11 protein-coding genes are annotated in these 21,592 nt (G+C 68.0%); 2 read left to right on the forward strand and 9 right to left on the reverse strand.

The features are described from left to right. Positions 1 to 200: 200 nt before the first annotated feature. The 7 genes from PW843_18500 to PW843_18530 form a co-directional block, all read right to left on the reverse strand. Positions 201 to 1,994 carry an acyl-CoA dehydrogenase C-terminal domain-containing protein gene (locus PW843_18500; protein MDE1148578.1) on the reverse strand — a complete coding sequence of 598 codons (1,794 nt, stop codon included), beginning with the start codon at positions 1,992 to 1,994 and terminating at the stop codon, positions 201 to 203. 61 nt (positions 1,995 to 2,055) lie between these two features. Beyond that, the gene (locus tag PW843_18505; GenBank protein MDE1148579.1) at positions 2,056 to 4,398 is read right to left on the reverse strand and encodes a 3-hydroxyacyl-CoA dehydrogenase NAD-binding domain-containing protein; all 2,343 of its coding nucleotides are present in this window, start codon (positions 4,396 to 4,398) and stop codon (positions 2,056 to 2,058) included. A 24-nt stretch (positions 4,399 to 4,422) separates the two neighbouring features. Next, positions 4,423 to 5,559 (reverse strand): thiolase family protein, encoded by a 1,137-nt coding sequence (locus tag PW843_18510; protein ID MDE1148580.1) that lies wholly within the window; start codon positions 5,557 to 5,559, stop codon positions 4,423 to 4,425. A gap of 123 nt (positions 5,560 to 5,682) precedes the next feature. Next, positions 5,683 to 6,120 (reverse strand): MerR family DNA-binding transcriptional regulator, encoded by a 438-nt coding sequence (locus tag PW843_18515; protein MDE1148581.1) that lies wholly within the window; start codon positions 6,118 to 6,120, stop codon positions 5,683 to 5,685. 300 nt (positions 6,121 to 6,420) lie between these two features. Next, positions 6,421 to 8,043 (reverse strand): tetratricopeptide repeat protein, encoded by a 1,623-nt coding sequence (locus PW843_18520; GenBank protein MDE1148582.1) that lies wholly within the window; start codon positions 8,041 to 8,043, stop codon positions 6,421 to 6,423. Positions 8,044 to 8,228: 185 nt separating this feature from the next. Then, positions 8,229 to 9,140, reverse strand: a complete 912-nt coding sequence (locus PW843_18525; protein MDE1148583.1) for a ribokinase — start codon at positions 9,138 to 9,140, stop codon at positions 8,229 to 8,231. A 91-nt stretch (positions 9,141 to 9,231) separates the two neighbouring features. Next, a complete protein-coding gene (locus tag PW843_18530) occupies positions 9,232 to 10,950 on the reverse strand; it encodes a long-chain fatty acid--CoA ligase (GenBank protein MDE1148584.1) in 1,719 nt (572 codons plus the stop codon). 543 nt (positions 10,951 to 11,493) lie between these two features. Here PW843_18530 and PW843_18535 point away from each other — a divergent pair. Then, complete coding sequence (locus tag PW843_18535; protein MDE1148585.1) at positions 11,494 to 12,027, forward strand: cold shock domain-containing protein; 534 nt, start codon at positions 11,494 to 11,496, stop codon at positions 12,025 to 12,027. A 371-nt stretch (positions 12,028 to 12,398) separates the two neighbouring features. On the opposite strand, the gene PW843_18540 is transcribed toward PW843_18535, so the two are convergent. Further along, positions 12,399 to 17,177, reverse strand: coding sequence for an alpha-2-macroglobulin (locus PW843_18540; GenBank protein ID MDE1148586.1), 4,779 nt, complete (start codon positions 17,175 to 17,177; stop codon positions 12,399 to 12,401). A gap of 563 nt (positions 17,178 to 17,740) precedes the next feature. Here PW843_18540 and PW843_18545 point away from each other — a divergent pair. Further along, positions 17,741 to 18,385: a DUF1345 domain-containing protein gene (locus PW843_18545; GenBank protein ID MDE1148587.1), complete on the forward strand. Its 645-nt coding sequence runs from the start codon at positions 17,741 to 17,743 to the stop codon at positions 18,383 to 18,385. 66 nt (positions 18,386 to 18,451) lie between these two features. Here PW843_18545 and PW843_18550 read toward each other — a convergent pair whose 3' ends face one another. Next, complete coding sequence (locus tag PW843_18550; protein MDE1148588.1) at positions 18,452 to 21,577, reverse strand: efflux RND transporter permease subunit; 3,126 nt, start codon at positions 21,575 to 21,577, stop codon at positions 18,452 to 18,454. Positions 21,578 to 21,592 lie beyond the last annotated feature (15 nt).

The following is a 21,592-nucleotide window of genomic DNA, read 5'->3' on the forward strand; positions in this document are numbered from 1 at the left end:
GGGTCGTCACCGCGCCCGCGCGTCCGTTTAGTCTAGCGAGTAATTCTCAGGCCAAACGCTTTATCAAAGGACCTCGCCACCTCAGGGACAACTTGCCCGGGACCGGCGTTTGATCCTCTCATTTCAATAGTTTGCGGGATGCCGGACCGTCGCGCAATGGCTGTGGCCCGGCCCCGCCGGGAAAAAGCACGTTGTGGGCATCAGAACAGCTCGGCCTCCAGGTCCATGACGGTCTTGGCCCCGGACATCAGGGCCTTGAAGCGGAAATCCACCTCGGGCAGCAGGCGCTGCACGAAGAAGCGGGCGGTCTTGATCTTGGCCTCATAGAAGCCGGCCTTGGCGCCGGCACCCTCCGCCAGCTTGGCGTTCGCGACCTTCACCATGCGCAGCCACATCCAGCCCAGCGCCACCAGGCCGAACATGCGCAGATAGTCGGTGGATGCCGCCCCCGCCTCATCCGGGTTCTTCATCCCCCTCTGCGCCACGATGGCGGTGGATTGCTGCAGCTTGCCGAAGGCCTTGGCCAGCGGGCCGGCGAATTCCAGCAGGTCGGTATCCTCCATCGCCGTTTCCAGCTCCGCCGCCAGCGGGTGGAAGAAGCGGCGCAGCAGGCGGCCCATGTCCTGGCCCAGCTTGCGTCCCACCAGATCCAGCGCCTGGATGCCGTTGGCGCCCTCATAGATCATGGCGATGCGGGCATCGCGCACGAACTGTTCCATCCCCCATTCGCGGATGTAGCCATGGCCGCCGTACATCTGCTGGGCCATGGTGGCGCACTCATAACCCATGTCGGTGAAATAGGCCTTCACCACCGGGGTCAGCAGGGCCACGAACTCGTCAGCCTCGGCACGGGCCGCCGGGTCGGGGTTGTGATCGGCCTGGTCCAGCTGGATGCCCACCCAATATCCCAGGGCGCGGGCGCCCTCGGTGAAGGCCTTGATGGTCATCAGGTTCTTGCGCACATCCGGATGGACGATCAGCGGGTCGGCCGCCTTCTCCGGTTCCTTGGCGCCGGTCAGGGACCGGCCCTGCAGGCGGTCCTTGGTGTAGGTGACGGCATTCTGGTAGGCGACGGTGGCGATGCCCAGGCCCTGCATGCCCACGCCCAGGCGGGCAGCGTTCATCATGGTGAACATGGCGCGCATGCCCTTGTGGGGCTCACCCACCAGCCAGCCCTTGGCGTCGTCGAAGTTCATGACGCAGGTGGCGTTGGCCATGATGCCCATCTTGTGCTCGATGGAGCCGCACATGACGCCGTTGCGGGGCCCTGGCTGGTTATCGTCCGTCGGCAGGAACTTCGGCACCAGGAACAGGCTGATGCCCTTCACGCCCGCCGGCGCGTCCGGCAGCTTGGCCAGCACCAGGTGGATGATGTTGTTGGTCAGGTCATGCTCACCGGCGGAGATGAAAATCTTGGTGCCGGTGATGCTGTAGCTGCCGTCGTCGTTGGGGACGGCCTTGGTCTTGATCAGGCCCAGGTCGGTGCCGCATTGCGGTTCCGTCAGGCACATGGTGCCCGACCACTCGCCCGTGGTCATCTTGGGCAGGTAGGTGTCCTTGAGATCGTCGCTGCCGTGGGTGTGGATGGCGTTCCACGCCCCCTGGGTCAGGCCCGGATACATGGCGAAGGCCATGTTGGCGGAGATCAGCAGTTCCTCAAGCACGAAGGTGATGGCGTGCGGCAGGCCCTGGCCGCCGTACTTGGGATCCATGGACAGCCCCTGCCAGCCGCCGTCGACATAGGCCTGGTAGGCTTCCTTGAAGCCCTTGGGCGTGCGCACCACGCCGTTCTCGTAGTGGCAGCCCTCTTCATGGCCGGGGCGGTTCAGGGGCTGCAGCTCGTTCTCGCAGAGCTTGGCCGCCTCTTCCAAAATGCTGGTGACGAGGTCGCGGGTGGCATCCTCGAACCCCGGCAACTTGGTCAGGTCCTCGACCTGCAGCAGGTCGTTCAGGACGAAATCGATGTCTTCGAGCGGCGCCTTGTAGGTCGGCATCGGGGGAATTCCTTTTCGGGGAACCCGGGGCGGCTGGCCGCCCCGGTCCCAAGACAGAACGTCAGTTGCGCAGCGGCTTGCCGGTGGACAGCATGTGATCGATGCGGTTGATGGTGCCGGGTGTGCGCACCAGGCGCATGAAGGCCTCGCGCTCCAGATCCAGCAGGTCATCCTCGGTCAGCACCGCGGTGATGTCGGTGTCGCCACCGCTCAGCACCCAGGCCAGTTCACCCGACACCACCACGTCATGGTCGGTCGCCCTGCCCTGGCCGTGGAAACCCTCCACCGCCATGTCCAGCGCGGCACGGGCGGTGGGGCCCGGCAGGCGGATTTCCAAGGGTTCCGGTGCGGTGTAGTCCTTGGCCAGTTCCAGGGCCTTGGCCTTGGCGTCGGCCAGCAACCGGTCGCGGTTCATGGTGATGCCGTCGGTCGGGCGCAGGATCAGCAGTTCCTTGGCCTCGAACGCCGACTTGGCGACCTTGGCCGTGCTGATCGTCTCGAAGACCTTGGCAATGGGCGGCATGGGGCCGCCCGGGCGCTTCTTGTTGTAGGTGTGGCGGTACAGCATCTCCTTGCAGCCGCCCCAGCCGGGCACCAGGCCGACACCGACCTCGACCAGGCCGATGTAGCTTTCGGCGTGCGCCTGCACCGCGTCGCAGTGCAGCAGGATCTCGCAGCCACCGCCCAGTGCCATGCCCGACGGCGCGCCCACCACCGGGAAGGGCGCGTACTTCAAGGCCTTGTAGGTCTGCTGGCCTTCCGACGTCGCCTGCTCGATCTGCGGCCACAGGGCGATGTTCAGCGCGAACAGGGCCAGGCCCAGGTTGGCGCCGACGGAGAAGTTGTCGCCCTCGTTATGCACCACCAGGGCTTTATAGGCACCGGACTTGCCATCGCCGATGATGTCGATGGCCTTGCGATAGAGCGCCATCACTTGGTCGTCCAGCGCGTTCATTTTGCCGGTGAATTCCAGGCACAGCACGCCGTCGCCGATGTCCCACAGCGACGCCGACGCCGTCTTGGCCACGGGCTTGGATGCGCGCTTCACGTCCGACAGCAGCAACACGCCCTCGGGGCGTTCCACCGCCGCATACTCGCCGCCGGTGGTCAGGTAGTGCAGGCGCCCATCCTCAACCTTATAGAACGGCCGGCCGGCGGCCAGCTTCACCAGGGCCGGCACGGGCAGGCCGTCAGCCTCCAGCTTCTCGGCGAACCAGGCCGTGCCCAGGGCGTCGATCATCTCGAACGGGCCCTGCTTCCAGTTGTAGCCCAGGCGCATGGCGGCATCGACGTCCAGGATGGTGTCCGCGATCTCCGGCACCAGGCTGGCGGCGTAGGCCAAGGCCTGGCTCAGCACCTTCCAGGCATAGCGGCCGCCCTTGTCGGGGTGGGTCACCAGGGCCTTCAGGCCGCGTTCCTTGGCCGACGCCAGGTCAGCCTTCACCGTCGGACGGTAGGCACCGGTCTTCAGGTCGATGGTCTCGCGGTTGCGCTTGCCGTCCGGCGTCTTGGTCTGGCGGTAGAAGCCGCCCTTGCCCTTACGGCCGGTGTAGCCCTCCGCGATCATCTTGGTCTGCAGCGCGTTGTCGCGGTAGACGCGGCGGTAATCGTCCTGCGCCGGCAGGGTGGACAAGAGACTCTTGGCGATGTGGGGCCCCAAATCGATGCCCACCAGGTCCAGCAGGCCGAAGGTGCCCGTCTTGGGCAGGCCCATGGGCTTGCCGGTGATAAGGTCGGTCTCCTCCACCGTCAGGCCCAGATCGTCGGTGGCGTTCACCGCCACCTGGAACCAGTAGGTGCCGATGCGGTTGGCGATGAAGCCGGGGGTGTCCTTGCAGGTCACCACCCCTTTGCCCAGGCGCACGTCGCACACCTGGCGGATGGTCTCCACCGCGTCGGCCCGCGTCTTGCGTCCCGCCACGATCTCCAGCAGCCGCATGTAGCGCGGCGGGTTGAAGAAGTGGGTGATCATGAAGTCGCCGGCGAATTTGTCGCTGGCACCCTCCAGCAGGATTTCCAGCGGGATGGTGGAAGTGTTGGAGCTGACGACCGAGCCCGGCTTGCGCACCGCGTCCAGCTTGGCATACAGCGCGTGCTTGATGTCCTTGTTCTCGATCACCGCCTCGATGATCCAGTCGACATCCTTCAGCTTTTCCAGATCGTCTTCGGTGTTGCCGGGCGTGACCAGCCGGGCCGCGTCCTTGTGCATGAAGGCGGCCGGTTCGGTCTTCAGCAGCTTTTCAACGGCACCCTTGGCGACGGCGCTGCGGTCGCCGCCGCTGTCCTTGATGGCCTGGGGCACGATGTCCAGCAGGAAGACGGGAATGCCGGCATTGGCGATGTGGGCGGCGATGCCGCTGCCCATCACCCCGGCGCCGATGACGGCGGCGCTTTTGATCTCCATGGGATCTCTCCTCAACCGGGCCGGTCAGACCGCTTCCAGGACGGTGGCGATGCCCTGGCCGCCGCCGATGCACTGCGTCGCCAGCGCGAACTGCTTGCCTTCGCGCTTCAGCAGGCTGGCGGCCTTGCCGGTGATGCGGGCGCCGGTGGCGCCCAGCGGGTGGCCCAGCGCGATGGCGCCGCCGTCCAGGTTCACCCGGGCGGGATCGAAGCCCAGTTCGTGGGCGACGGTCATGGACTGCACGGCGAAGGCCTCGTTGCTTTCCACGATGTCGATGTCCTTCACCGACAATCCGGCACGCTCCAGCGCCTTGCGCGAGGCCGGCACCGGGCCGTAGCCCATGATGGTGGCATCGCAGCCGGACACCGCGACGGAGCGGATGCGGGCCAGGATGGGCAGGCCGTGGGCCTTGGCGTATTCCTCGCTGGTCACCAGCGTGGCCGAGGCGCCGTCGGTCAAGGGGCTGGAGGTGCCGGCGGTGACGGTGCCGGCCTGGTCGAAGGCCAGCTTCAGGCCGGCCAGGCCCTCGGCGGTGGTCTCGGGACGGATGCAGCCGTCCTTGTCCACCAGCTTACCCTTGACCTCGATGGCCACGATCTCATCGGCCAGGCGACCGGCGGCCTGGGCGGCAGCCGCCTTCTTGTGCGAGGCGACGGCGTAGGCCTCCTGGTCGGCGCGGCTGAAGCCGAACTTCTTGGCCAGGTTTTCCGCCGTGATGCCCATGGCCATGTAGGCGCCAGGGTTGGCGGCGTTCAGGGCTGCGTTGGGCATGGGGTTGAAGCCGCCCATGGGAATGCGGGTCATGCTTTCAACACCGGCGGCGATGAAGGCCTTGCCGGCGCCGAGCGCGATGGCGCCCGCCGCCATGTGGATGGCCTGCATGGACGAACCGCAGAAGCGGTTGACCGTGGCGCCCGCCACCGACTGCGGCAGGCCGGCGATCATGCCGATCAGCTTGGCGACGTTGAAGCCCTGCTCCCCTTCCGGGAAGGCGCAGCCGACGATCAGATCCTCAAGGTCGGCCGTGTTCACGCCCGTGCGCTCGACCAGCGCCTTGACCACCGTCGCCGCCAGGTCGTCGGGGCGAACCCTCACCAGGTCCCCCTTGTTGGCCAGCGTGAACGGGGACCGGGCGTAACCGGCGATAACGACTTTGGTCATTGGTGTGCTCCTCGCCTCGAACGGGTCGGCGCCTCGTTGAGCGGGCGCCGGATGATTGTTGTGCGAAAGGGAATTCCGGCCGGGCTCTGTTCCCGCACGCCGGCAAGACCGGTCAGGGCCGGCTCAGGCGTCGCCGTCGGGCATCCCCTGGCCCAGCGCGCCCTTCTTGGCCAGGTGGTCCATCACCAGGCCCTCGATATCCTTGAGATCGACCAGCGTCTGCTGCACGTCGCGCAGCTGCTGTTCCAGCGCGTGGATGCGCTCCCGCGCGCCCTTCAGCAGGAAGCGCATCTGGCCCACCTGGGCATCGCCCAGGTCATACAGGTCCAGGAAACCCTTGATACCGGCGATGGTGAAGCCCAGGCGCTTGCCGCGCATGATCAGCTTCAGCCGGGCCCAGTCGCGGTGGGTATAGACCCGCTGCTGCCCTTCGCGGCGCGGGGTCAGCAGGCCTTCGTCTTCATAGTAGCGGATGGTGCGGGGCGTCAGTTCAAACGCCTCGGCCAATTGACTGATGGTGTACGTCTCTTCCACCGCCGTCACGGGCGCTCCATCGGGCATCGTCTTCTCCCTAGGCCGGCCAGGCATCCTCGTTCGTCGGGATCCGGCGCCTTACGTTTACGTAAACGTAAGCATGACCCCCGCCGCTGTCAACGGCTTCCTGAACCACCTTTCAACTTTATCCGTTGGGGGTAGGGAAAACGCTCCCTCAGCACCCCTGCCCGAAGGACGCCAAGCGGCATGAGCCGCGGCTCATGCCGTAGGCCGCGACGGCGGCCGCCGGACCTTTTCGGGGAGCGTCAGCGGACTGAAAAGGGAGGATAGCCCAGCCGCCGGATGGCGGCGCCCGGCGCCTGAGGGTCAGATGAAAAAGTGAATCTGCGTGTGGTCGTAGCCGGTGCCCAGCAGCATGGGCTGGCCCTGGGCGACATGGAAATCCTGGCCGAAGAAATAAGCGGCCTGCTTCCAGTGGTTGGTGCGCGCGGTGGAGCGGGAGCTGTAGACCACCTCCTCATCCATGTGCAGGTCGAACCAGAAGGCCACGCCCTGCACCGTGCCGGCCTTGGTGGCCTGGACCGTCAGGCTTTTGAGGTCGCTGTCCGGCATGCTGACGCGGAAGTCGAAGAACCAGGCCGGAAAGGGTTCCGACAGGGTCTGGTGCACGTCGTGCGCCAGATCGATCTGCTGGTAGCCAGGTGACCGGAACTGGTCGAATCGGCTCATGTCGAAGCCGCTGACGGTGCGGATGGGGCTGACGCGGCGCAGATCGTCCGCCTGGATCAGCTGGGCCCAGACGGTGGCGGCGGCCGGGATGATGCGGGCGCCGGGGCGGGCCAGGTTGCGCCGGGCATGGTCCAGGATGGCCAGCATGTCGGGGGCCAGCATGCCGACATTGACGACGTTGGACACCAGCACGTCGGCCGGGCGCTCCAGGTCCACGCCCAGCTTCAGGTCCTGCGGCCTCTTCGCCACGACGCTGACGCGGTCGGCGTAGCCGTTCAGAGCCACCGTCTCCCGCGCCACGCCGGCCAGGGCCGGCAGCGGTTCGGCCGCTATCACCCGTTCCGCGCCGGCGCGGGCCGCCATCATGCTGACCAGCGCCGAACCGGCGCCCAGCTCCAGCACCAGGTCGCCGGGGCGGATGGCGCGCGACAGGGCCGTCTCATAGGCGTCGTTGCGCTCATGATCGTTCAGGCGCGGGATGTGCCAATCGGGGATCTGGGTGCTGCGCAGCAGTTGCAGCGCGTACTGCACCGCCTGGTTTTCCGGGGAGCGGGCCTGCACACCGGTCAGCAGGGCCACCGCGTCCTCGGTCCGGTCCTGGCCCTGGAACACCTGGGCCAGGCAGATCGCCGCCTCATACCGGCTGTTGTCGGCCGCCAGCACCTGGGCGAACAGGCCGCCGGCCTCATCCAGCCGGCCGCTGTGCAGCAGCAGGGTGCCCAGATTGTACAGGGCGTCCAGATTGTCGGGCATCAGGCCCAGGGAATGGCGGAAGCAGAACTCCGCCTCTTCCAGATTGCCCAGTTCGCGCAGGGTGTTGCCCAGATTGTTGTGCCCCTCGGCATAGTGGGGGTTCAGTTCCACCGCCTCGCGGAAGCGGGCCTCGGCCTCCGCCAGGCGGCCCAGGGCGCGCAGGGCGTTGCCCAGGTTGTTCTGGCTGACGGCATCGTCGGGGTTCAGTGTCACCGCCATGCGGAAACACAGCTCGGCCGCGGCGAAACGGCTGCAGCCGTACAGCAGCACGCCCAGGCTGTTGCGGTACTGGAAATTCTCCCCGTCCAGGGCGATGGCCTGGGTGAACAGCTCGCTGGCCTCCACCGGGCGGTTGGCCTTCAGCGCGATCACCCCCAGCAGGTGGGTGGCCTCGGCATGCACGGGATCGGTCGCCAACGCGGTGCGGCAGCTCATCTCGGCTTCCGCCAGGAAACCGGCGATCAGGTGCTGGCGGGACAAGTCCACACATTCCTGGACGAAGGACATCCGCGTCTCCTCAGAGGCAAGGTCAAATCTTTGCCCGGGAGGGAGAGCAAGGGGTGTGCCAGCGGGGCCGCTTTCCGAAAGCCTTGGATTCCCATACAGAACTGCAACGACCCCGGCAGGAATGGGACCGTCGCATCGATGCGACGGCCACCGCCGGGCAAAGCTTGCCCGGCAGAAGCCGCCCCTCAGAGATGGGGCGTAACCTCGTCCGCCGTCGGCATGGCATCGCCCGCGCCAATGCGCGTGACGGCGATGGAGGCGGCGACGTTGGCATGGCGCATGGCCTGCGGCAGGGCGTCGCCCTGGGCCAGGCGGGCGGCCAGCGCGCCCACGAAGCAGTCGCCGGCGCCGGTGGTGTCCACCGCCTTCACCGCGCGACCGGGCACGATGACCTGGTCGTCGGCGGTGACGGCCAGGGCGCCGCGCACGCCCAGCGTCGCCACCACCGTCTGGCCCGGCCGGCGCATCAGGCGGCGGGATGCCGCGGCCACGGCATCCTCCGTCGCATCGCCGGGAACGTCCACGCCGGCGAAGTGGCCCAGTTCCGTCTCATTCACCACCAGGATATCGACATCGGCCCACAAGGACTCCGGCGCGTCGTCCAGGGCGGGGGCGGCGTTCAGCACGGTCGTGGCCCCGGCGGCGCGGCCCCGGCGGAAGAAGTCGGCGATGGTCTCGCGCGGGATCTCGAACTGGCTGACCAGCACGTCGCCGGCGGCGATGGCCACGGCGTCCAGGTCGGCGGCCGAGACCTCGCCATTGGCGGCGGGAATGACGACGATGCTATTTTCCGCACTGGCATCCACCATGACAATGGCGGTGCCGGTGGCGGTATCGGTGCGGGCGATGCCGCCCGTGCCCACGCCGTTGGCCTGGAAGAAGGCCAGCGCCTGGTCACCGAAGGCATCGCGGCCCACCCGGCCGACAAACTCCACACCCACACCCTGGCGGGCGGCGGCTATGGCCTGGTTCAGCCCCTTGCCGCCCCGGCCGAAGGCCACCGTCTCACCATTCACCGTCTCCCCCGGGCGTGGCGCCCGGCGCATGGTGGTGAGGACATCGGTGTTGATGCTGCCGGCGACGACGACTTTGGGCATGGCGGGGAAAAAGCCTTCGATGGGGGGAAAAGAGAACGGCGGCGATGCCATCGCACCGCCGCCGTGATTCTAAACGCTCAACGGAAAGACGTCAGGAGGCTTTGGCGGCCTTCTGCGCCTCCATCTCATCCAGCAGGGCCTTGCGCGACAGTTTGCCGATCATGGTCTTCGGCAATTCGTCCCGGAATTCCACCTGCTTGGGCAGTTCGATGGCCGACAGCTTGTCGCGCAGGAAGTCGCACAATTCCGCCTGCGTCATGGCATGGCCCTCGGCCAGCTTGATGTAGGCCTTCACCGTCTGGCCACGATAGGGATCGGGCACGCCCAGCACGATGCACTCGTTGACGGCGGGGTGCAGGTAGATCGCCTCTTCCACGTTGCGCGGATAGACGTTGTAGCCGCCGGCCAGGATCATGTCCTTGATGCGGTCCACGATGTAGATGTAGCCGTCCTCATCCATGTAGCCGACGTCGCCGGTGTGCAGGCGGCCGTCGCGCAAGGTGAGTGCCGTTTCATCCGGCCGCTTCCAATAGCCCTTCATCACCTGCGGGCCCCGGATGCAGACCTCCCCCCGCTCCCCCTGGGGCATCACCGTCCGGCCGTCCTCCACACTGACGATCTCGATGATGGTGCCGGGCACGGGCAGGCCGATGGATCCCACCTTGACCTTGCCACCAACCGGGCCGTCGATGGGATTGACGGTGGCCACCGGCGCCGATTCGGACAGGCCGTAGCCCTCCACCAGCTTGCAGCCGGTATGGTCCTGGAAGGTCTGGCAGACATCCAGCGGCAGCGGCGCCCCACCGGAGATGCTGAACGCCAGCGAGGACAGGTCGTACTTGGCCCGGTCCTTGTAGTTGTTGATGGCGGTGTAGATGGTGGGCACCGCCGGGAACTGGGTGGGCTTCTTCTTGTCGATGGTCTGCAGCACCTGCTCGATCTCGAACCGGGGCAGCAGGATCATCTCCGCCCCCAGGTAGATCGACAGGTTCATGACCCCGGTCATGGCGAAGACGTGGAACAGGGGCAGCACGCCCAGCATGCGTTCCTGGCCCGGCCGCCCCTGGTAGAACCACAACGCCGACTGCACCGTGTTGGCGGTCAGGTTGGCGTGGGTCAGCATGGCGCCCTTGGGGATGCCGGTGGTGCCGCCGGTGTATTGCAGCACCGCCACGTCCTCGACCGGGTCGATGTCCACCGGCCGATAGCGGCCGTCATTCGCCACCAGGTCGCGGAAGGGCATGTTCAGGGCATCGGCCGGCGGGTGGGCGATGTCCTTGCGCTTCACCAGCGGGTACAGGACGTTCTTCGGGAAGGGCAGGACATCGGCCATGCGGCCGGTGACGATCTTCTTCAGGCACGTCTGCGCCGGCATCAGCGCCAGCTTGTCGTACAGCTGGGGCACGTCGATGGTGACCATGATCTCCACCTCGGAGTCATTGATCTGCTTCACCAACTCGCGCTCGGCATACAGCGGGTTGAAGTTCACCACCGTGGCACCGGTCTTCAGGATGCCGAAGTAGCAGAAGATGAAGTACGGGCAGTTGGGCAGGAACAGGCCGACACGCACGCCCCGGCCGACGCCAAGCGCCTGCAACCCCTTGGCCACCCGGTCCACCATGTCGGCGCCCTGGCGGTAGGTGTAGCGTTTGCCCAGGAAGTCGATGAAGGGACGGTCGGCGAACCGCGCCGCGGAACTGTCGAACAGATCCGTCAGCGGTTTCACCGGGATGGGGGCGTTCCAATCCACGCCCGATGGGTAGCTGTGTTCCCAAATATGCGCCGCACCCACGGCCATGTCGGCCATCATACGTTTTCTCCCCAGGGGCGGGGCCCGTTCAGGCATAGGGCCGCCGCCGCTCCAATGTTTTGAAGCACGAGGGTGCCGACGCTGACGACGAGGGACGCATACCCGGCGGGCGGAACGGCAACCATTCTGCCGGGACTCCAGGCCCCGGTCTAAGCCGGTAACCTGCCTGCATCGCGGGCGCTACTCAAGCGTTTCGTGCGGGGATCGCCGCCGATCATCGACACCCGGCACAACGTGTCGTTGCTGCCGGCATCACCCCCGGGATTTCGGCGGCGCCGTGAATACCGGGGTGTTGCCGGCCTGCCAGCCTGTGGATGAAAGGAACGAAGCCCCTGCCGCAGCGCAACATTTCCACACACATTACAGTAGCGGTCCCCCACCGTTTATGTTTACCATTAAGACGGGTTAAGCCGCCGCATCGTACAAAAACAGGGATGGTTCCGGGCCGGTCCGGGCATACCCGTCGCGACGGCCATGGGGGGTGAGATCATCGGGCCGGTGCCCCTTGAGCGGGGCCGGCACATATCGGGAAGGTACTGCCTCGTGCCACGCTTCGGATCGTATGACGCCTTCAGCCAGGACGAGGGTCTCCCGGCCAAGGCCCAGGTTAAATGGTTCAACACGTCAAAGGGCTTCGGCTTCGTTGCCCTGGAAGACGGAACGCCTGACGCATTCCTGCACATCTCGGTGATCAGCCGGGCCGGTCTGGCCGACATTTCGGAGGGGACCGAGTTGTTGTGCACCATCGGCGCCGGGCCGAAGGGCCCGCAGGTGTTGCGCATCGTGGAAGTGACGGGCATGGCGGAGGCGCCGGAACGGCCCGGCGGCGGCGCACAGCGCCCCCGCGACCGGGTGCCCACCGGGGCCGAAATCGAGATCGACGGCACCGTCAAATGGTTCAAGGCCGACAAGGGCTTCGGCTTTGTCCTGGCCGATGACGGCGGCAAGGACGTGTTCGTGCACAAAAGCGTCCTGCGCCGTTGCGGCATGGACCACCTGGACGAAGGCCAGCGCGTGCAGATGCGCATCGCCGACGCCCCCAAGGGCCGCGAGGCGGTGTGGGTGGCGCTGGCTTAACTTAATCCTGTCCCCTCAGGCGGCGGGCGCGGCCATCCGGCCGCTTGCCTCATCCTCGCTTTCCAGTCCGCTGACGCTCCCCGGAAAGCTCCGGCGGACGCCGTCGCGTCCTACGGCGGCAAGGGCCGCCGCTTTTGAACGCCCCGCCCCAAAATGATCACAGCCCCGGAAGCACAGCACCTTCCGGGGCTGTTTTCATGTGCGCCACACCGCCGCCGCCCCCCTCTCCCCATCGCCCACGCCAGGATCACCGGAGCGTAGCGACAAGGCCGCGACCGCGGCCGCCGGACCTTTCCGGGGAATGGAGTGGACCGGAAAGGGAGGACAGCCAAGCCCCCGCAAGGGGGCGCCCGGCATTTGAGGGAACAGGCCTAAGGCACGATCACCAGACTGCCGGCGACGCCGGTGGCCTGGTGATTGGGCGAAGTCCATTCCTCCACCTGGGCGGGGGCCTGGGCGTAGGTGCCGGGCAGGACGGCGCGCACCAGGTAGACCAGGCGGAAATCGCGGCGGTCGGCCGTCAGGTCCACGGCGGCGACGTAGCGGTCCTCGCGCGCCTCGACATGGGTAGCGTCGCTGATGTCGCCCACGGCACCGGACAGTTCCGGTGGCAGGCCGCCGCGCGCGATGCGCACCGTCTCGATCGCCAACCCCGCCGCCACCGGGTCGCTGACCAGGATTTGCGTCGGCGCCGTGCCGTCGGCCTTGCCCGACAGCACCACGGCCAGCAGGTCGTTCTGGTGGACATGGGCGGGATCGACCGGCTTGCCCTTCAGGTCCAGCAGGCGGCGTTCGATGGCGTACCCTTGCGTGGCCGGTGCCGTGGCGTCGGTGACCAGCGGAATGCCGGACACGGCCACCGTGCGCTGCACCGGCTGCTGCCCGCCATTGGCGACGGACAGCGGGCGGCCGCCGATCTCCAGCCGGCGTACCAGCGGCCGGGTTTCGGCCGGCGCCTGGCCGGCCAGGCCCAGGGTCATGGACCCCGCGCGTTGCGCCAGGCCGTGGGCCGCCACCAGCAGCCAGGCGCGTTCCTGGCTGCCGATCAACGCCGGTTCGCGCAGCAGGCCCTGCACCTCCTTGGCTTGCGCCGCCAGGCGGTCCACCGGGACGTTGCCTTCGGCCAGCAGGGCCAGGCTGGCCGCCCGGTCACGCAGGTCGGAGCCAAAGTCGCGCATGCCCGGCAGGGTGATGCGCAGGCCGTCGACCCGGGCGTAGGCTTCCTGCGCCTGGGGCAGGCCGGCAGCCGCCAATGCCGCGGCGGCATGGGCACGGGCCAGGCGGGTGGGCAGCCTGTCCCAGAAGGTTTCATAGAAATAACGCACGGCCGCGGTGTCCACCGCCTTGGCCTTGGCAACCACGGCCAAGGCGTAGGCGCGGGCCGGCAGGTCGGCCGGTTCCACCCAGCTGTTGCCGACGCTGCGCACCAGCCAGTCCAGGCCCTTGCGGTAGGGGGCGTCCGGCACGGCGTGGCCGGCGTCACGCGCCCGGGTCAGGAAGTCCATGACATAGGCGGACAGCCAGGGTTCGGCCGGGCCGTCGGCCGACCACAGGGCGAAGCCGCCGTCGGCCCGTTCCAGGGTCAGCACCTTGTCGATGGCGCGGTCCACCCGCTCACGCAGCGCCGCGTCGGTGGACAGGCCCAGGGCCTTGGCGGCATCGCCCAGATACAGCAGCGGCAGGCTGCGGCTGGCGATCTGTTCCGACGAGCCATAGGCGTTACGGTCCAGGGTCATCAGCAGGCCGGGCACGTCCAGTTCCGGCAGGGGGCTGAGCGCCAGGCCCGCAACCGCCGTTTCCGGGCGCAAGCCCTGCGCCGATTCGCTGGGCACCTGCACCGTCGTGCCGGGGCGGATGTCCACCGTCTCATGCCGGGTCACGACCGGCAGGTTGCCCCGCACCGGCACGGTGAAATCACGCGTCAGATTAAGGCCCTCCGGCCCCTTCACCGTCATCACCAGGCGGCCGTTGCCCACGGCCAGGCCCTTGATGTCGCGGTTCAGGGTGACCTTGCCGCCCTTGGCCACGCTGCGGAACACGGCGACGACGTCGCGCGGTTCCGGACGCGCCACGTCCTTGCCCTTGCGCTTCTTGGCGCCGACGCCGCGGTTGGCGGTATCGACCGGGAAGGACAGCGGGCCTTCGGCCTGCAAGGTCACGGTATAGGTGCCCTTCACGCCGCTGACGTTGTTCAGCGTCAGGGTCAGGCGGGCGGTGTCCTCCGGCGCCAGGAAGCGGGGCAGCACCATGTCGGCCTGCACCGGATCACGCACCGACAGAACGCGGTCGGCATGGCCCAGCGCGCCGGCCGACCAGACGGTGGCCATCAGGCGCAGCCGGCCCTGGAAGTCCGGCAGGGCCAACGGTACCTGCACCTTGCCGTCATTGCCCACCGCCAGCACGCCGGTATAGAGCGCCACCACCGGCGCGCCGCGCGGCGGCACGGAGTCCGAGGATGGGGCCGCCGCGGGCGGCGGGGCGGACGGCGCACCGTGCGGCGCCGTCAGGCGACCGTAGACGTCGTGGATGTCCACGCCCAACTGGCGCTGGCCGTAAAACCAGCCTTCGGGATCGGGGGTCTTGTAGCCGGTGAGGTCCAGCACGCCCTGGTCCACCGCCGACAGCACCAGGTGAACGCCCTGCCCGGGTGCCGCACCCGGCACCACGATGGGAATGTGCACGGTGGTGCGCGGCCGGCTTTCGGCCGGGCCGTCGATCTTGGGCGTCAGGGTGCGGCCGGCCATGGCCACCGGCAGCCAGTCCACACCCACCGCGCGGCGCGGCAGGGACCGCCGCCCGGCCTCGACCGGGGCGAAGGCGTTGGCGATGATGTAGGCGCCGCCGCCGATGTCGGCATCGACCGGCACCTCCACCAAGGCGCCCTCGGCCCCGATCTCCCGGGTCAGGGTCTGGCGCACGGCACGGTCGGCCAGGGTGATCAGCACAGTGCTGCGGTAGGGCGGGCGCACGAAGACCGACGCCTTGGAACCGGGGACCAGCGGCCCACCGCCCACGGCACCCTTCACCGTCACCTCCACCGCATCCGGCGTCTCACCCAGGCGGGCGCTGACCCAGGAACCGGCGGCGAAACGCACACTACCGGCGACGCCGGTGGCGGGGTCGTAGACCTCAAGCCGATAACGGCCGGAGGTCACCGGCGCCTCGATCCCGGCGGGACCCTTGGCGGTGGCGGCCACGGTGCCGCCCGTCAGCTTCTGGTCGCGCACCTGGGGCTTGTAGTCCCAGCTGCCGTTGGCCTCGAACCAGACATAGTCCAGCCGTTCCTCATAGAGGTCGTAGGACAGCTGCCCCTTGTCCAGGGGCTTGCCGTCGGGGGAGACGGCGATGACGTCGAAGCCGGCGGTCGCCCCCTCGGGCACGGCGTCGTCGGCGAAACGCGGGCGGATGCCGATGGTGTAGGGGTGGCGTTCCACCGGCACCACCAGATCGTGGGCGGTGGTGCCGCCGCCGACATCGAACAGGGCGGCATGGAACACCGCCTCCAGCGGGCGGGAACCGTCCAGCTTGCCTTTCAGCGACACCGGCACGCTGGCGACACCATTGGCGTCGGTGGCGAATCCGGGCAGCGTCTCCTGCCGGGGGGCGCCATCCTCCTGCGCCAAGCCGAAGCGGTACCCCTGGTACTGCAGGCCCTGAAGCTGCGGGAAGGGATCGGCCGCCGGGCGCAGGGTGACCGATAGGGTGCCGGCCAGGTTGGCCGCCGGCACGCCGGCCGGCGTGCGGCCGTTGACGGACAGGGTCAGCGCCCCTTCCGGCCCGATGCGGGCCTGGTCGGCGGAGAGATCCAGATTGACGCGCGGCGGCACGAAGTCCGCCACCTGCAGGCGCAGGGTGCCCACGGCCGGGCCATCGGCATCGGCGTGCACCGTCATGGTCCAGGTGCCGGCGGCGGCGTTGCTGGGCACGTCCACGATGGCGGCGTAACCGCCGTTGCCCCGATCAGCCAGGGCCAGGCGCTCAATCTCCAGCCCATCGGGGCGCTGGACCTTCAGGGTCAGCGGCCGGCCGGCCACGGCCTGGGCGGCGGCGTCGCGCAACAGGGTGGTGACGTGCACCGCCTCACCCGGGCGATAGATGCCGCGATCGGCGAAGACATAGGCGTCCAGGGCCCCCGGCGAGGGCCGGCCGGCAGCACCACGCGCCGCCAGGTCCAGGCCCGGCGCCGTCAGGTCCAGGAAGCTGAAGTCGCCGTCCTTGGTGCTGGCGAACAGGGCCTGGCCCTTGGCGGCACCCGAGGCGGCATCAAAGCGCGCGGCACCATCGGGCCCGGTCACCACCTTGCCCAGTTCCTTGTTGTCGCGGGCGACCACCCGCACCTCAACCCCCGCCAGCGGCGTGGCGGTGCGCAGGGAATGGACGTAGACCAGCAGGCCGTTGGTGCCCGACAGGGTGGTCAGGCCCAGGTCGGAGACGATGAACCACTGGGTGGCGCGACCTTCCCAGCTGGCGGCCTTGGCGGTGGCGTCCTCCGCCACCGCGACGTAGACGCCGGGCTTCAGTTGGCCCAGCACCGCGTCGATGGGGAAAGGTGTCACCTGCGCCTGGTTGCGCTTGTCGCCCACGGCCATCTCGCCGCGCCACACCAGTTCACCGTTCTTTTCCACCAGCGAGCCGACGTCGATGTCGTTCAGGGTCTGGTTCAGGCGGCCGTAATAGATTTGCTCGACCAGCGAGCGGTCCTTGATGTGCAGGACCTGCAGGCGCGCGCGCTCCACATTGATGGTGCGCAGCGGCAACCCCTCGCGCCCGATGCGCGGCAGGATGTAGCCGCCGCTGCGGAAGGCCAGCGCCGGCCGGCGATTCAGCACCTCGATATCCCGGGTCTGCGGGGCGGACAGCGTCTCGGTCCCGCCGGCAGCCGGCAGGCCCGCCTTCAGGGTGACGGTGTAGCGGCGGCCATGCTCCAGCTTCTGGATGCACAGGCTGCGGTCGCGCACCACGATGGGGCGGGCCAGAAGGGTGCCGGCATCGGCGGCGGGGGTGCCGCCCGTGGCCTGCCCCGGGGCGGGGGCCGCCTTGGCCAGGATCTCGACCTTGCCGGCGTAGGGGTCCTGCAGCCCGGCCCGGGCCTTGGCCAGCGGCCGGTTGAAGGTGAAGCAGGCCTCGGGGTCGTCCCGCTCCGCCGACACATCGACCCCGGTCAGGCCGAAGGGGCCGGCATCAGGGTTGGCGCCCTGAGTCGGGGGGCCCGCAGGAGGTGTGGCGGATGGCGTACCGGTCGGCTTTCCCGCTTGGGCCGGCGCCGGCTGCGGGGCCGGGGGGCGCTCTTGGGGGGAAGCTGTGACGGCGGCGGGCAGGAAGACAGCCAGAGCGAGGGCCGCGACAAAGCTACGCACCATGGGCGACGGGGCCTCCACCCCGATAATAACGGCAAGAAACAAGGGCAGCCGGGGCCCTGTTCTTCGGGCCTTCGACCAGTCAGGAGGCCAGAGGACGATGTTTTGGACGGTATTGCAACAGGCGCGTTGTCGGTACGGCCCGCCGTTCGTCCTGGGAACGCTAGGCCAAAGGCGATAGCGGGCCCACAGGACGGACGTTTCGGCCAAGCCTCTGGGCGGGCTGCTCTTTTGCCGGCGGCCTATCCCGCGCGGCACCCGCCGCCGCCGGCATCGGCCACCTTGGCACCTTGCGGGGTGGCCCGGCCGGGCTTATCGCTGGGGGACCGCACCCGAGAAGAAGGGGGGAACACCCCATGCCCCTGGGCAGCCTGATCCAGCCGTTCCGCCATCATCCCAGCCTGTATATCGGCCTGGGCTTCGGTGTCGTCGTGGGCGCCGCCGCCACGCACGCGACCCGGCCGGTCAGCGCCACGCTGGTCGGCTGGTGCGCTGGCATCGTGCTGTACATCGCCCTGGTGCTGATCCATTTCGGCCGGGCCGACGTGAACAGCATCCGCGCCCGCGCCCGCGAACTGGAATCGGGCAAGTGGGTGATCCTGCTGGTCACCAGCCTGGCGGCGCTGGCGTCGCTGGTCGCCATCGTGATGGAGGTGGCGGATGCCAAGGGCACGCCCGACGTGGCCGGCAGCGCCATCCTGGGGGCCGCCACCGTGCTGTGTTCCTGGGCCTTCGTGCACATGATCTTCGCCCAGCACTATGCCCACGCGTACTGGCTGGAGGGCAAGGGCATCGATTTCCCCGGCTGCAAGCAGCCCGACTACTGGGAATTCCTCTATTTCGCCTTCACCATCGGCATGACGGCGCAGGTGTCGGACGTGACGACCCAGACGGCCGTCATCCGCCGCGCCGTGCTGGCGCACAGCCTGCTGTCCTTCCTGTTCAACACCGCCATCCTGGCGCTGGGCATCAACCTGGGCGCCGGCCTGATGGGGAATTGAAGTCATGAAAAAGGGCGGCGCCGTCGCCGGTCGCCGCCCCTTTGGTTTTCCGCTGAAGGTTTCCGCCTACTCGGCGCCCTTCACCACGTGATGCAGCGGGATGACGACCGGCTCCTCCTTCGGCGTCACGAAGCGGCCGAACTTGGGCGTCAGCCACTTGTTGATGTCATCCACGATGGTGAAGACGGCGGGCACGAACACCAGCGACAGCAGGGTGGAGGTGATCAGGCCGCCGATGACGGCCGTCGCCATGGGCTGCTGGAACGAGCTGTCGTTGCCGATGCCGAAGGCGATGGGAACCATGCCCGCCACCATGGCGATGGTGGTCATGATGATGGGGCGGGCACGCTTGGCGCCGGCATCCAGCAGGGCCTCCCGCCGCCCCATGCCCCGGTCGCGCATCGAGACGATGGCGTATTCCACCAGCAGGATGGAGTTCTTGGTCACGATGCCCATCAGCATCAGGATGCCGATCAAGGCCGGCAGCGACAGCGACATGTGGCCGATCATCAGGGCGGCGAAGGCGCCGCCGAAGCTGAGCGGCAGGGCGGTCATGATGGTGACCGGCTGGAAGAAGTTGCGGAACAGCAGGATCAGCACCGCCAGGATCAGCAGGAAGGCGGTGGCCAGCGCGATGGCGAAGCCGATCATCATGTTCTGCATCTCCTGCGTCTGCCCGTAGGCGGGCTTGGAGATGCCGGGCGGCATGTGGGTCATGGACGGCAGGGCGTTGATGGCCTTCATGGCCTCACCCACGTCGATGCCGCGCAGGTCGGCCTCGACCGCCAGCTTGCGGGCCCGGTCGAAACGCTCGATCTGGACGGCGCCGGCGCCCATGCCGATCTCGGCCACCGCCCGCAGGGGCAGCAGGTCGCCGGCGGAGGTCCGCACCCGCAGGTTCTCCATCACGTCCATGTCGGCCCGGTACTTGGGGTCGATCTGCACACGGATGGGCACCTGGCGGTCGCCCAGGTTGAACTTGGCCACGCTGGTGTCCAGGTCGCCCAGGGTGGCGATCTTGGCCATCTGGCCGATGGCGGCCACGGAGACGCCCTGCTCCGCCGCCCGGTCGAAGTAGGGGCGGATCTGGATTTCGGGGCGCAGCAGGGCCGCGGTGGAGGTGACGTTGGCCAGGAAGGGCAGCTGCCGCATCTCGTCCAGCACCTGGTTGGAGAAGCGCTCCAGCGCCGGGCCGTCATTGCTGGTCAGCAGGACGCTGATGTCCTTGGCGCCCCAGCCGATGGAGGAGTTGAAGCCGATGTGGGCGCCGGGGACCTTGTTCAATTCCGGCGTCACCTCCGCCTCGAACTGCTGCTTGGACAGCTTGCGTTCGCTCTTGGGCTTCAGGATGGCGGTGACGGCGCCGTTGCGCAGCTGGTTGTTGCGGCCGGCGCGGGTCCAGACGTGCAGCACCTCGGGACGCTTGGCCAGGATCTGGCCCACCATCTGGGTGGTGGCGTCCGTCTCGGCCAGGGTGACGCCGGGGGGCAGGACCACCTGGACGGTGGACAGGCCGTTGTCGCTGGGCGGCACGAAACCGGACGGCAGCTGCGTGGCCATGAACAGCGACACCAGGAAGATGGCCACACCCGCCATGACGGTCAGCCAGCGGTGGTTCATGCTCCAGTTCAGCAGGTGCACATAACGGGCGATCCAGGGACCTTCATGGCTGTCATGGTCCTTCTGGTTCGGCTTCAGCATGTAGGCGGCCATCAGGGGCGTGATCAGGCGCGCCACCAGCAGCGAGAACAGCACGGCCACGGCCACCGTCAGGCCGAAGGACTTGAAGAACTGGCCGACGATGCCGTCCATGAAGGACACGGGCAGGAAGACGACGACGATGGTCATGGTGGTGGCCACCACCGCCAGGCCGATCTCGTCCGACGCCTCAAGCGCGGCCTGGAAGGGGCGCTTGCCCATGCGGATGTGGCGAACGATGTTCTCGATCTCCACGATCGCGTCGTCGACCAGGATGCCCACCACCAGCGACAGCGCCAGCAGGGTGATGCCGTTCAGCGAGAAGCCCAGCGCCTTCATGGCCAGGAAGGTGGGGATGATCGACAGCGGCATGGCCAGCGCCGAGATGAAGGTGGCCCGGCCGTCGCGCAGGAACCACCACACCACCAGCACCGCCAGGATGGAGCCCAGCACCAGGGATTCCACCGAGTCGGCGAAGCTCTGCTTGGTGTACTTGACGTTGTCGAAGATCAGGTTGAAGTGGACGTCGGGGTACTGCTTCGTCAGCTTCTGGATTTCCTCGTCCACGCCCTTGGCGATGGTCACTTCCGAGGAATGCGGCGCGCGGCGGATGCTGAAGCCCACCGTGGACTGCCCGTCATACCGGGAGACGAAGCGCATCTCCGACGTGCCGTCGGTGACGGTGCCAAGGTCGCTGAGGCGCACCTTGGCGGCGGAACCGGCGAAGGTGCCGAAATAGACGGGGATGGTGATCTCGGTATTGGCCAGTTCCTCCACCGTGCGGGCGGAGCCCAGGGTGCGGATGGACTGTTCCTTGGCGCCGACGGCGCCCCGGCCGCCCGGCATGTCCACGTTCAGGGACCGCAGCTGGGAATTGACCTCATCGGCCGTGATGCCCCGCGCCATCAGGCGGTTGGGGTCCAGGTTGATGCGGATTTCGCGGTCCAGCCCGCCGAAACGCTCGGCGGCACCCACGCCCGGCACGTGGGTGATGGCGCGGCTGATGTCGTTGTCGATCAGCCACGAGAGGTCCACCACCGACCGGCTGTCGGAGGAGACGGCGTAGGTCAGCAACTCGTCGCCGGTGGCGTCCTGGCGTTCCACCTGCGGTTCATAGATGTCGGAGGGCAGGTTGGAGCGGATGCGCGACATGGCGTTGCGCACGTCATTGACGGCGCGATCGGTGTCGTAGCCGATCTTGAATTCCAGCACCGTGTTGGACAGGCCGTCGGTGATGGTGGAGGAGACGTGGTCCAGGCCCACGATGCTGGACACCGCGTCCTCGACCAGCTTGGTCACCTGGATTTCCATTTCCGACGGGGCGGCACCCGGCCGGCTGACCGACACGGTCACCACCGGGAAATCGATGTCCGGATCCTGCGTCACGTTCAGCGTGAAGTAGGAGACCAGGCCCGCCACGAGCAGGACGATGAACAGGACGATGGGCGGAATGGGATGGCGGATGGCGACCGCGGAGATATTGCCGCTGCTCATGATGATGCCCCCTTG

This window comes from Azospirillaceae bacterium (genome assembly GCA_028283825.1).
GTDB lineage: Bacteria > Pseudomonadota > Alphaproteobacteria > Azospirillales > Azospirillaceae > Nitrospirillum.